Origin of the sequence: Runella sp. CRIBMP (assembly GCF_009905605.1) — a bacterium.
Lineage (GTDB): Bacteria > Bacteroidota > Bacteroidia > Cytophagales > Spirosomataceae > Runella.
This window is the reverse complement of the sequence record NZ_JAAAKZ010000001.1, coordinates 688,963-702,523: the sequence shown is the minus strand read 5'-3', so window position 1 is coordinate 702,523 and position 13,561 is coordinate 688,963. Positions and strand designations below refer to the sequence as shown.

Here is a 13,561-nt window from a genome sequence, read left to right as displayed (position 1 = left end):
TTTACTTTCAGAACGTTACAACAAACAAAAGGGTTTATAAAAGCGTTGGTGTTTCTTCCAGAATCAGTAACACCAACGCTCATTTCAACTAAGATGCACGCTGTTAATAGCCGGCATTCTGTACCAAGCTCTTGTTTCTATCCAATTCGTTTTGGGGGAAAGGAAGCACATTATTTTTTTCGCCAAAAGATAGCGTTACGCCCGCAGGGTTTTTGAGGGTCGATAATTTTGCCGCCATTACCCCCCAACGTTTCAGGTCAAAATAGCGATGCCCTTCCAGTGCCAGTTCAATGCGCCTTTCGTGTCGGATAAATTCTCTCAGCAAGTCTTTGGAGTTGTATTTGGTTCGGTCCACAGGGGGAAGGTTTACGCCGGTGCGGGTCCGTATTTTATCGAGGGCATCGTAGATGGTGGCATCTGGTCCTGAAACTTCGTTTTTAGCCTCAGCATACGCCAACAGCACTTCGGCATAGCGTGTATGTACCACGTTCATGTCGGTAACCGTAATTTTAGATCTATCCCAAGGCAATTTAGAAGTATCCATGTACTTCTTTTGATTAAAACCAGTAAGCAATGGATCTGTAACGGCAAATGTAGAGCCATCTGGGTTTTTGTATGAATCACCCGGCACTAAAATGGTCATTTTTAGCCTTGGGTCTCTGTTTTCATAAGGATTGGCAGCATCGTAGCCCGAGCCCGCCTCCGTAATTGGTTTACCATTGGCCATTTCATAGTCATCTACGAGGTTGCGATAGGGAGCAATGGCTCCATACCAACCAAGCTCTACCAGCATACCTTCTCCTCCCTGCGGATTGTTGGGGGCAAGAAATTTGGTAGAAAAAATGATTTCCGGGTTATTCTGCTGAGTTGTCGTTAGAAAAAGATTGGCGTATCCTCCCTGATAGATTGAAAATTTACCAGAATCAATGATGTCTTTTGTAATCGCCGCAGCATCAGCCCAGTTTTGTTGATACATCCTGACTCGGGCTTTTACCATTTGGGCCGATGCCTTCACCGCACGACCTGAGTAAGAGGTGGCTGGTAATTTTGAAATGGCAAAATCCAATTCTTCAACCACAAATGCCAGTACATCGGCTTTGGGGGTTTTAGCAATTTTGGCTTCTTCGGCGGTTTTGGGGGCTGTTTTATAGACCACTACATCTCCAAAAAACTGTACCAAATCAAAATAGTACATGGCCCGAATAAAACGTACATCTGCCTTGTAAGAATCTTTACTTGCTTGAGATACAGCGGCTACCCCATCAATGTTGTCCAGAAAATAATTACACTGAGCAATTCCCGAATAGGGTACATTGTACAAGGCAGCATTGACATTGGAAGGATTGATAACCCCAATGGTGTAATTTCCAAAGCCAAAAAAAGTATGTCGGTCTAAGGCATTGTCGGAATAGGCATCTAAAAAAGGCTTGCGGGCGCCGTAAAAATTATTTTGCAACGTTCGATATACGGCCGTAAGCGACATTTGCACGTCCGTTTCTGTTTTCCAGAAAGTAGGCCCTGAAATTGCATTGAGTGGATTTTTATCCAAGAAGTCTTTATCGCAGGAAGTATGGGTAGTGAGTACCATTATTCCCAGCAATGCAGAAGCTATGTATTTATTTTTGAATTTCATTTTTGTAACAGTTTAGTGAAAGTGAATTTGACTCCTGTCTTTAGAACTTAATGCTTAGTCCAGCGGTATAGATTTTCAACTGTGGGAATTGGGCAAATCTACCGGAGCCGGCGCGTTCGGGGTCATTTCCTTCGTATTTCGTCCAAGTGATTAGGTTATCGCCTGATAAATAAACAGTTAAACCCTTCAATTTAATTTTACTTAATATTTGCTCATTAAGGGTATAAGAGAGGTACAGGTTTTTTAAGCGCAAATACGATGCATCCTGAATAAAATAGGTAGAGGTATATCCAGATACCCCCGCGTAACCTGTCAGGTAAGTAGCAGGTACGGTATTGCTTGGATTGGTAGGAGACCACGCATTAAGGAATTTAACTGGAGGTGCCGAACCTTGCTGGAAGGGCTCGTAGCCCCAACCGGATACCTGCGTATTGATTCCTTGCACACCCTGAAAAAACGCACTTACGCTAAATCCTTTCCAACCGGCATTCAGATTAAAAGAGTAGTTATAATTGGGGAATCGGCTAATGCGAATTCGATCTTCTGGTCCTACGGTACCGTTGCCATCTACATCTCTTATTTTCAAATCACCCGGCTTGAGCGTTCCAGAGTTGGGTTGCTTAGGAGACGTATTAATTTCTTCCTGACTTTGGAACACGCCTATCCATTCATACACAAAGAAATTGTTGTAAGGCTGGCCTATTTCGATTGTTCCCAAGGTTGGAGCGAGGATTTTGGTTACTTTATTTCTGTATCTGTGAAAGAGTACACTGGCACCGTAGTTGAAATCACCGAAACGTTTTCTGTGTCTAAGCTCAACTTCAAATCCTTTGTTTTCCATGGCTCCAGCATTCACAATAGGAGCGGCCAAACCTACACTATTAGGCAAATCGGCGCGTTGAGAAAGAATATCGGTGGTGTTGCGCTTGTACCAGTCGATAGTAGCGCCAAAGAGCCCTTTAAAGATATCAATATCCAGTCCAAAATCTAGCATCGACGTCTTTTCCCATCTCAAATCTTTTGTTACCAATCGCGTAACGGCCGCGCCAGAACTAAGTCCGCTAAACGGATATGCCGTAAGGCTTAAAACATCTTGGTACGGATAATTTCCGATTTCCTGATTTCCCAAAGTACCGTACGAAGCCCTCAATTTTAGATTATCTACCCAAGACAGCGAATTTTTGATGAATCCTTCTTCTGATATTCTCCAAGCGGCGGAGCCTCCTCCAAATATCCCAAAGCGATAATCAGGAGCAACGCGTGAGGAACCGTCGCGGCGAATATTGCCCTCCAGAAAATACTTGCCTTTGTAGTCATAATTGGCCCGTCCAAAAAACGATTGTAAGGCCCATTCCGACGCACCTCCGCCGGTGGCCTGATTGACGGCCCCGCTACCATCCAACACCATGATGCTTGTATTGGGAAAGTCAAACCGATTGCCCAGTATGTTTTCTGTAAAATTATTCTGCTGCTCATAGCCCGCCAAAACCCCTAAATTATGCTCTGTTCCAATTTGTTTGGTGTAATTTAAGGTACTGAAATAGGTCTTGGTGATGTTACGGCTCTCGTTTTGTTGGAGGCCAAAAAAGGTTGGGTTTCCATTGGCTACATGCACATAGTTGCCCGCAGCATCTGGCTGATAAGCGTACGATGGAGAACCAAACTGTCGGTTTTTGTATTGGTCATTAAAGAAAGTAAACCCAGCTTTGTTTAGCCATTTAAGCCCTTTCAAAATCTCAACTTCGGCATAAGCCTGAGCGTTCACGTTGTAGGTCTTTGTAAATTGGCCACCCGTAGCGTAGACTTCTTCTACACTTCGATTGACTCCCCCGTTGCTCGCAAAATCTCGGTTGGTGACTCTTCCGCTACCATCTGGCAAAAAGGGAGCGTACGTGGGAGCAGTAGCATAGGCCAACAAAAGAAGGTTGTCGTTGGTAAGCCACGGCGCTTTGGCATCTTGGAAGGAAAGGTTAATGTTGGTACCTACCCGAACTCTTTTATGTACCTGACTCGAAAAGTCAATCAGTCCGTTGTAACGCTTGTATTTGTAGCCTTTTGTAATAGCATCCTGATTCAAATAATTGAATGAGATGTTGTATAAGGTTTTTTCATTGCCTCCGCTAAATCCCAAATGGTGATTTCTGATAGGCCCTTTGTCCAGTACATAGTCCAGCCAATTGAAATTGGGGTATTGCTCACTATTGGGATTGTTTTTATACAAATCAATTTGCGCCTGTGTATATAGGGGAGCTTGACCGCTCCGGGCTCGGGCCGAGTTGTACATTTCCATGTACATGGGAGAATTTGTAATCAGTTCAGGCACTCTCGTTGCTTCACTGATCCCGTAGCTTGCGGCATATTCGATTTCTGATTTGCCTGCTTTACCTTTTTTGGTCGTAATCAAAACCACCCCATTCGCCGCACGAGCACCGTAGATAGAGGCCGAGGCCGCATCTTTCAACACCGTAACGCTCTCAATGTCTTGCGGGGAAAGATTTTTGATAGAAGCGATGATACCATCGACCAGAATCAAAGGGGCATTTGAAGCGCCAAACGAACCAAATCCTCTCAATTGGTAAGAAGCATCGTCCCGACCCGGCTCTCCAGTGGACTGAATAATATCCAAGCCCGCAATCCTACCTTGCAAAAGGTTTTGCACGTTGGGTACGGGCCGCTCGGTGAGCTCTTTGCCAGATACTGTTGATACCGAACCCGACAAATTAGCCTTTTGTTGAACACCATAGCCCACCACAACCACCTCCGAAAGTGATTCAGCTGCTGGCACTAAATTAACATCAATGGTAGTTTTGCTTCCCACCAACACCTCCTGTGCGGTGTAACCAATATAACTGAATACCAAAGTGGACCCACTCGATGCCTGAACGTTGTATTTTCCATTTACGTCTGTTATGGCTCCTACTGCCGTACCCTTTATCTGAACACTTGCTCCGGGCAAAGGCACACCTCCTGAGTCAAATACGGTGCCTGAAACTGGGCGGTTTTGGGCAAATCCCCCCTGACCTCCCAACAACAGCCAAAGGCTGACCAACAGGAGTAACGTTTTAGTAACTGCTGATTTAGCAGTACTTCTGGGCGTGCTGTTTGAGTCGCCGACGGAGGTATATAAACCCCCATCTGACGTAGAGTTAAACCAGTAAAGACATTTCATGGATTGGATAAGGTTAATACAGGTTAATTTTGTACAGATATTATTCTTTGCATAGTATAAAAAAAATATTTAATAGTTATATTATGCATAATATATCCGCAAAACAAGGCCATAATGAGTAAAAAAGCCTACAATGGGTTGATATGTTTATGTACTATATTTGCATAACTGATAATTGTCTCAAAACATGAAGCCTACTTTCGCACTTTTGCCCGATTTTGCCACTTCTCAAACTCTTTTTGTGGCAAAAGAAATCATACGCCCAGCCTTCGCTACAGATTTTCATTTTCACGATGAATGCCAGTTGGTGTATATCCGATCTGGTGCAGGAACGCGAATCATCGGTGGCTCTATCGAACATTTTGAAGCAGGAGATTTGACCTTTGTGGGGCCACGGGTACCCCATGTTTGGTATTCAAAGCCTAAGTTAGAAGATAGTGAAAACCCTGATGTTTCAATTGCCCTCTATATCAACCCTGTTAAGATCGTAGAAAACTTAAAACCTTTTATAGATACACAATCAGTAAAATCCTTCTTTCAACAATCTACAAGGGGAATAAGTATTATAGGGTCAAAAAAAGAAGCAATGACAAGCCTTCTGCAAAATATGATTCACCAAAAGAATGTATCCTTATTAGCTTCTTTTATTCAAATTCTGGACTTGTTATTAGATTCCGAAGAACTGGTGTGGTTAAACGGTGCCTCCTTATTGTCGGCCTATTCCAACGACGCGCAAGGGCGGGTAGCACAATTAATGGATTTTATCCAACAAAATTTTCGGACAGAAATTACCTTAGAAAAAGCCGCTTCGGTAACAGGCCTACAAATTCACTCCTTCTGTCGCTTTTTTAAGTCGCTTACGCACCGTACTTTTTCCGATTTTATCAATGAAGTGAGAGTCGGCTTTGCCTGTCAGCTTTTACAACATTCAGACATACCTATTACGCAAGTAGCCTTTGAAAGTGGTTACAGCAACATCTCTTATTTCAACCGTTCGTTCAGAAAAATACACCGAATTACGCCAAGGGAGTTTCGGGCACAAATGAGCGCTTTGCCTTAAATTTCCAAAAGTTGAGACATTAAAATTCCGCAGGAACTAGGAATTGTAGGATTTAGCAATGCCCCCCTTTCGGCCATCATAGAACCGTCACTTACTACCGAGGAGCCGTCCGTTTGGGAGATGGGCGAAAAGCCGCAAGGCTGTTGTTAGAACAAATGGAATAGCCTTATAATGTGACACATACGCCCAACGCTAAGCTCATTATCCGAAATTCTTCGGCTAATTTAAGGTTTAAAAAGCAACTTTATTCTAAGGAATTAGGTTAAAATTTTGGGTAGGCAACTAGTTGCAACCCCTTAAAAACACAGCGCACATAGTTTAGAACACTTTGAAAACTTCCACCAACGACCCCTATGCCGCGTTGCGGTATCCCGAGTTTGTCCGATTGATTTCAGCCAACAGCATGATTACCGCTGCCATCATGATTCAGGAGGTAGTCATTGGCTACGAACTCTACAAACTCACTCATGACCCGCTTTCGCTGGGTTTTATCGGTTTGGCCGAAGCGCTACCTTACATTTCAATTGCCTTATTTGGAGGGCATTATGCCGACCGAAAAGACAAACGTACCATTATGCAAATCAGCCAGAGCGTGATACTTTGCTGCTCATTGGCGTTGATTTGGGTGATGTATCCAGCGCACCGTGCTGAGTACTCAACCACGTCTTTGCTCCTAACCGTCTACGGAATTTTGGCCGCCATTGGTTTTGCCAAAGGATTTTATTCTCCCGCCTCTTCTTCCATGAAGGCTTTTTTGACACCCCGCGAAGTCTACTCAAACGCGGCCACTTGGAGCAGTACGTTTTGGCAAACGGGTGCCATCGCCGGGCCAGGCATTGCGGGTTTTTTGTATGCGTACATTGGCTTGACCAATACGCTGTGGGTGGTAGTGGGGTTATTTATCGTCAGTCAAATTCTGTTAGCTTTAATCAAGAAAAAACCGATTCCCGAAGTGGCAGGCCCCGAAGTAAATGTGTGGCAAAGCATCAAAGAAGGCATCAAATTTGTGTACGAAAAAAAGATTCTGTTTTATGCTACTTCGCTCGACTTGGCGGCGGTACTTTTTGGCGGGGTGATTGCCATTTTACCCGTTTTTGCCGAAGATATTTTGAAAGTAGGCGCCGAAGGACTCGGTATCATGCGGGCCGCGCCTTCTGTGGGGGCCGTATTAACCATTTTTGCCACGGCCTATTACACTCCCACCCGAAACGCATGGCGCAATATGCTCATTGCGGTAGCTGGCTTTGGGGTGGCCACCTTGGTGTTTGCCATTTCTACCAACTTCTGGCTGTCGGTGTTTATGCTCTTCCTAACGGGTGCATTTGACGCCATCAGCGTGGTGATTCGTCAGACGATTTTGCAGGTGGTCCCGCCCGACCACATGCGCGGACGCGTGCTTTCGGTCAACAGCGTTTTCATCAGCTCTTCCAACGAAATAGGGGCGTTTGAATCAGGCGTAGCGGCCAAAGTGTTCGGAACAGTCCCTTCCGTTTTGATCGGCGGCGGGCTTACAATGGTTATCGTGACTTGGGTGTGGCTGCGTTCCAAAGAGTTGTTTGGCATAAAATTAACCTAAACAACCGACTATTTTTATCTTTTATTTATCGGTCAATCATTTAGTAATCAAGTACTTATTTGATTTAATTCCACCAATAAAAGATAATAAGTAAACAAATCACAAAACAATCCTGCATCATTTGCTGTTTATCCCCCGTTACACCAAAGACATCATTGCTTTGAGCAGTCAGCGTTCCCCTGTTACTCATAAAAAAAACACTTTTAAGCGCCACGGCTTAGAAGACGAGGACTATTATACCGACCCCAACGGTTTTTTAGTGTTTACGGCGGCCTATCACCTCAAACGCGGCTACTGCTGCAAAAACGGCTGTCGGCACTGCCCATACGGATTTCGGAAGAAGTGAGATTGATCAATCCACCAAAACACTTTGCATTTTCAGCGCAGCAGTTAGACGACGAATGAGGGCTTTTTGCTCGGTGGGGTATTCCAAACTGTCCAATGCTTCTTCAAACAGTTGATAACTCCAGCCTTGTATTTTTATTTTTTCTGATTTCAAGCGTTTTTCAAAGGTTTCCACTTCCTCTTCTCCCACCTGTTTTTGGGCAACTTGCGCCGCCAACAGCAGATAATCTGCCAAACGGTTTTCTTCGGATTTGAATTTCGTCCGGTCCAATCCAAACAGGTATTCGTAGGCTTTATCGGCTTGGTCATTCATTAAGTAGACTTCGGCCGCGCTGAGCTGCACCATGGGCGGCTGATTCTGAACGGCTTCGTACATATTGATTGCTTTGTCAAACGCCGCGCCGCTTTTGCCAGCCGTAGGGCGATACCTCTTGTACCACACCCCGAGGCGGCCCCACAGGTTTGGCGCAAAAAGTTTGTAGTCGTTCACCAGCAATTCATAGTCTTGGATGGCCCCCAACGAATCGCCGAACCTCCACTTGGATTGACCTCTGAGATCTACATAAAGGGCGACGGGCAGTCCGCGCGGTTGTTGTTGCCCCGGCCCTTTAAGCTGCTCTTTTTCAAATTTAAAATACCGATTGATGATCACATTCATGCTGTCGATGGCGCGTTGGTATTGATGGGTATGAAAATAGAACCGCGACCACAATTCGACAGCATATTTCCCTTCGGTCGAATCTATTCGCTGTACTTCTTTCATATATTCCACAAAACGCGGAATATCACCCGTGTTCACCTTTCTTCCTGCCTGATTTAAGTATGCCTGCGCCATTTCCTTGGTTTTGGGAAAGGGTTTGGGAACGTCTATTCCCATTTCGTCGCCAAGCAATAAGCGCTCTTCAAATGAATGGAATTCCTGATTCAATGAAGGCGGCGTTAATTTATTTCGAAACAACACAATGGATTTGATTCCTTGGGTCTTGTACCACTCAATTGGGAATTGTGTTAGTTCATTTTTAACCAGATGCAGGTTTTGTATCTGCGTATCCAGCCAACCCATCATTGGTATAGCACTCAAATTACACTCGGTCAGGTTGACGGTTCCCTTCGGCATACGGAGTTGTTGAATCACGGGCCACAGGGCTTTTTCATCCCAATATTTATTACGGGATAAATCAAGGCTGACCAGTTTACGGCAATTGGCCAAGGACGCTGGCAACGACCGAAGTTGGTTGTGGTTTTTGGCTGGCACTTGGTCCAACGTTCGGCTATTAATGTTCCGATTTAAATACAAGACGTCAGCGTCGGCAAGGTTCAGAAAATTTAGATGCTGCAATTTTCCCAGCGAATTAGGCAAGGTTTCCAAACGACAATTCGACAGCGTTAGCATTGAGAGGCTGTCGCAGTCGCCCAATGATTCAGGGAGTTGGGTCAGTGGATTATGGGAAACATCAAGCGCTCTGAGGCGTTTCAATTGACCGATGGAATTGGGAAGCTCGGTCAATTCATTATTGTTTAATTGTAGATTTTGCAAGCTAACCCAACTGCCGATATTTTTGGGTAATTCGGTCAATTGATTCCCTCTCGCATTCAGCTCTTTTAGTTTTTTGCACTTTGAGAATTCTGCAGGAAGCCTTATCAGGTTGTTATCGGCCAAGAAGGCCATCTCCAATTCAACCGCATTAACCAACCCTGATGGCAGTTCGGCCAATTGGTTATTTTCCACATTCAACATTCTGAGCTTTAGGGCTTTGCCTATATCATTAGGCAACTCTTTCAGTTGATTGTTATTGACGATAAGGTTCCTGAGCTTCGTCAGCTTGCCCAAATCAGGCAATTGGGTGAGACGATTTTCGGCCAGATTGAGCGTTTCCAATTCAGTCATTCTTTCTATCCCTTTCGGCAAAGACCCTCCCAGTACCCTTTCAAGTTGAAGCACTTTCAACCCAATGGATTTTGAAAAATCAGGCATTGCGGAAAGAGGATTTTTCCGCAATGAATCTTCGGATAAATTCCAAAAAATCAATTCCTTTAGGTTGGGTAATGCTATCGTTGTAGCCGCAGAAAAAGAAGGTAAAGTACTCATTATCAAATAAAACGACTCTAATCTCTGACAACGATTCAAGGCGTTTATCAATTCATCGGGCTCGGAAAGTGTACAATTATTTACCGAAAGATGCTGCAATGAATCACTTAAACCTTTAAAATCAGCCCCTTTGAATCTAAAGTTACTGATTTCTACCCCCTTTAAAGAGGCAAATTCAGACAAAGTCTTTGGGTAAGTTAACAAGGGTTGTACCTTATTCTCATGATACTTTCCTTGGAGCGTTATATACTCAAGCGTTTTTAGCTCGGCAAGCCAATCGGGCAACTGTCCTTCAAACGATGAAATCTTTAGTGATTTCAGATTTTTACATTCTCGCAATGCCAATGGTAAACGCATTTGTTTTGAGGTCAACTCTATGTCCAGAGCGGCCAACTGCTTAAAATTGGGTAACACAGGCCAAACAGCACTTAAATCTAGGCTCCCAATCATTTTAAGACTGAGCCCTTCCAAACCTTTCAACTTCGCTACGTTAGCGGGTATCTTTAGAGTGTCACCTGGTTTGATAATGTTCCCACTTATACTCAAATACTTTAACTTGGGCAATCGGCTCAGTTCGTCAAAAAGAGCGGCCATTTTTACCGAATCTGACCTTGAAATTTGGACAAATACCTGCTCCACATCCACCAATTGCGCAAGCGGTGCATCCAAAGGTTTAGTAAACTCATTCAGAACCAACGTTATAACAGGCTTGCCATTCTTTAAATCAATTTCGGCCTGTTCATAACTTTTGGCAGCAAATTGCCTGTTGAATCTTTCCTGATAGGGATTCCGCCAATTTTGGGCTTGCAGGTATTGGGTAGCAACGACCACCCAAAGCATTAGCCATAAGTAACGAGTCATGAAATTCATTCTTAAAAGCTGTTAATCTGTTCTTTATGTAAGTTCTTACTCCACCAACCGCCGCAATTCGTTCAGTTTCAGTAAGGCTTCAATTGGTGAAAGGGTATTGATATCCAAGGCTTTGAGCTTGGTTTTGAGTTCTTCTATTTTGGGGTCTTGCGGCTCAAATAGGGTCATTTGGTAGTTTACTTTGGGCATTTCTTTCACAGCTTTGTTGGTTTCGGCCCGTTGGTGGCTCTTTTCGAGGCTGTGCAGAATATCGTTGGAGCGCAGCACAATCTCCTGTGGCATCCCAGCCATCTGCGCCACGTGAATCCCGAAGCTGTGTTCACTGCCGCCTTCTTTCAATTTCCGCAAGAAAATCACTTTGTTGCCCACTTCCTTCACCGCCACGTTGAAGTTTTTGATGCGCGGAAAATCGTCGGCCAATTGGTTCAGTTCGTGATAGTGCGTCGCAAACAACGTTTTGGCGCGGTGGCGCGGGTGATTGTGCAAAAACTCCGCAATGCTCCACGCGATGCTGACGCCGTCGTACGTACTCGTTCCGCGCCCGATTTCGTCCATCAGCACAAGGCTCCGCTCGCTGAGGTTGTTGAGAATACTCGCCGTTTCGGTCATTTCGACCATGAACGTACTCTCCCCGCGACTCAGGTTGTCGGAAGCTCCTACACGCGTAAAAATCTTATCTACCAACCCGATTTCGGCCTCGGCGGCGGGGACAAAACTGCCCATTTGGGCCATCAGCACAATGAGCGCGGTCTGGCGCAGCAACGCCGATTTTCCCGCCATGTTGGGGCCCGTGATGATAATAATCTGCTGTGTTTCGTCGTCAAGATACAGGTCGTTGGGTACGTAGCTTTCGCCCAAAGGCAGTTGCTGCTCAATCACAGCATGACGTCCTTCTTTGATTTTCAGCGATTTATCTTCCGTAATTTTGGGTTTATTGTAATTGTTTTTGCGGGCTACTCGCGCAAAAGACGCCAACGCATCCAACACCGATACCACGCGGGCATCCTGCTGTACCGCCGCCACGTAATCGTTGGCCATCATCACCAAATCATTGAAAATACGCTGCTCGATGGCAAAGATTTTATCTTCGGCACTCAGGATCTTATCTTCGTACTCTTTCAGTTCGGGCGTAATATAGCGCTCGGCATTCACGAGGGTTTGCTTCCGAATCCACTCGGGCGGCACGCGGTTTTTGTGGGAGTTGGTCACTTCGAGGTAGTAACCGAACACTTTATTGTAGGCAATTTTGAGGGAGGTGATGCCCGTCCGTTCAATCTCGCGGTTTTGAATTTGTATCAGGTAGTCTTTGCCCGAAAACGCCAGTTTGTGCAAAACATCCAAATCAGCATCAATGCCGCTCTTAATCATACCGCCCTGATTGGTCACCACGGGCGGGTCTTCGCGGAGTTCGGTTTCGATTTTTTCCAGTAAAAACTCACAGGGATTGAGTTGGTCGGCGTATTTGCGTAGCGGTGTCAGAGAGGATGACGGAGAGACGGACGACGGAGTTTCGGATTCGTTACCCTCTGGTGATTCTTCTCCTTTTGTATGCTTCCCTTTTACCTCTCCGCTCCACGCCTTTTGCAGCAATTCTTTCACGGGCGCAATATGGCTCAGAGACTTCTTCAGTTGCAGCAGTTCCCGTGGGTTGATGCGTCGAACCGCCACTTTTGAAATGAGGCGTTCGAGGTCACCTATTTGTTTGAGGTGCAGGGTGATTTCGTCCAGCAATTCTTCGTTTTGGAGAAAAAACTCCACCGTTTGCAGGCGCTCTTCAATTGGCGCTTTATCTTTCAGCGGCAGCACCAGCCACTTACGTAGCAGGCGCGCGCCCATGGGTGTCACGGTTTGGTCGAGTATCTGAATCAACGGCACGCCGCCTTCCTGTTGGGGATACACCAATTCTAGGTTACGAATGGTAAAGCGGTCGAGCCACACGTATTTTTCTTCGTCGAGGCGGGTCAGCCGCGTGATGTGCTTCACGTCTTTGTGCTCGGTATCGGCCAAATACCGCAAAATCACGCCCGCCGCAATGATGCCATCGGTGAGGGTTTCGACACCAAATCCTTTGAGCGAAGTGGTTTGAAAATGCTTAATGAGAATTTCGTAGCCGAACTCGTGCGTATAAGCCCAATCTTCGAGACAAAAAGTATGAAATTTATCACCAAACAGCTCGCCGAATTCCTGACGGTACTTTTTACAGTACAGTACCTCCGACGGCGCAAAACTTTGCAGCAATTTTTCGATGTATTCTTTGTTGCCCTGAGTGGTCAAAAACTCCCCGGTCGAAATATCCAAAAAGGCAATCCCGAAGGTGTTTTGTTTACCAAAATGAACCGACGCCAAATAATTATTCCGTCTGGTATCCAGCACATTGTCGTTGAATGAAACCCCCGGCGTCACCAGCTCCGTTACCCCACGCCGTACGATGCCTTTGGCTACGGCGGGGTCTTCCAACTGATCACAAATGGCCACGCGCTCACCCGCCCGAACGAGCTTGGGCAAGTAGGTATCCAACGAATGATGCGGAAAACCCGCCAATTCTTCCTGCGCGCCGCCGTTGTTGCGACGGGTAAGCACAATGCCCAGGATTCGGCTGGCGCGGATGGCGTCTTCCCCAAATGTTTCGTAAAAATCTCCCACCCTAAAGAGCAACATAGCTCCTGGATAGCGTGATTTTATCTGATTATATTGGCGATTAAGCGGGGTTTCTTTGGGTTTAAGAGGTTCTGTTGAGGTTTTTCCAGTACGGGCCATGCTTCAATATTAAATAAAAAATAGAGGGCAAAAATAGCCAAAATATCGCAGTATTGAGTAAT

General features: G+C 45.4%; 7 protein-coding genes. 3 read left to right on the top strand and 4 right to left on the bottom strand.

Annotation, left to right across the window (positions count from 1 at the left end; genetic code table 11):
- Positions 1 to 103: 103 nt before the first annotated feature.
- Positions 104 to 1,633 carry a RagB/SusD family nutrient uptake outer membrane protein gene (locus tag GVN20_RS02930; RefSeq protein ID WP_166556883.1) on the bottom strand — a complete coding sequence of 510 codons (1,530 nt, stop codon included), beginning with the start codon at positions 1,631 to 1,633 and terminating at the stop codon, positions 104 to 106.
- Between the two features lie 40 nt (positions 1,634 to 1,673).
- Positions 1,674 to 4,802, bottom strand: coding sequence for a TonB-dependent receptor (locus tag GVN20_RS02925; RefSeq protein ID WP_166556882.1), 3,129 nt, complete (start codon positions 4,800 to 4,802; stop codon positions 1,674 to 1,676).
- A gap of 241 nt (positions 4,803 to 5,043) precedes the next feature.
- Between GVN20_RS02925 and GVN20_RS02920 the strand changes: the two genes are divergently transcribed.
- The 3 genes from GVN20_RS02920 to GVN20_RS02910 all read left to right on the top strand — a co-directional run bounded on the left by GVN20_RS02920 (position 5,044) and on the right by GVN20_RS02910 (position 7,784).
- Entirely contained in the window at positions 5,044 to 5,862 is an 819-nt protein-coding gene (locus GVN20_RS02920; RefSeq protein ID WP_310586803.1) for an AraC family transcriptional regulator, read from the top strand.
- Between the two features lie 328 nt (positions 5,863 to 6,190).
- Positions 6,191 to 7,438 (top strand): MFS transporter, encoded by a 1,248-nt coding sequence (locus GVN20_RS02915; RefSeq protein WP_166556880.1) that lies wholly within the window; start codon positions 6,191 to 6,193, stop codon positions 7,436 to 7,438.
- Positions 7,439 to 7,559: 121 nt separating this feature from the next.
- Complete coding sequence (locus tag GVN20_RS02910) at positions 7,560 to 7,784, top strand: DUF5522 domain-containing protein (RefSeq protein ID WP_229598951.1); 225 nt, start codon at positions 7,560 to 7,562, stop codon at positions 7,782 to 7,784.
- A gap of 6 nt (positions 7,785 to 7,790) precedes the next feature.
- Here GVN20_RS02910 and GVN20_RS02905 read toward each other — a convergent pair whose 3' ends face one another.
- Both GVN20_RS02905 and mutS read right to left on the bottom strand, forming a co-directional pair.
- A complete protein-coding gene (locus tag GVN20_RS02905) occupies positions 7,791 to 10,733 on the bottom strand; it encodes a leucine-rich repeat domain-containing protein (RefSeq protein ID WP_166556879.1) in 2,943 nt (980 codons plus the stop codon).
- Positions 10,734 to 10,778: 45 nt separating this feature from the next.
- Positions 10,779 to 13,499: a DNA mismatch repair protein MutS gene (gene mutS / locus GVN20_RS02900; RefSeq protein ID WP_166556878.1), complete on the bottom strand. Its 2,721-nt coding sequence runs from the start codon at positions 13,497 to 13,499 to the stop codon at positions 10,779 to 10,781.
- Positions 13,500 to 13,561 lie beyond the last annotated feature (62 nt).

What these genes read in the sequence shown, in the direction of transcription:
- GVN20_RS02930 (WP_166556883.1), bottom strand. Translation starts at nt 1,633, where the DNA reads ATGAAATTCAAAAATAAATACATAGCTTCTGCATTGCTGGGAATAATG.
- GVN20_RS02925 (WP_166556882.1), bottom strand. Translation starts at nt 4,802, where the DNA reads ATGAAATGTCTTTACTGGTTTAACTCTACGTCAGATGGGGGTTTATAT.
- GVN20_RS02905 (WP_166556879.1), bottom strand. Translation starts at nt 10,733, where the DNA reads ATGACTCGTTACTTATGGCTAATGCTTTGGGTGGTCGTTGCTACCCAA.
- mutS (WP_166556878.1), bottom strand. Translation starts at nt 13,499, where the DNA reads ATGGCCCGTACTGGAAAAACCTCAACAGAACCTCTTAAACCCAAAGAA.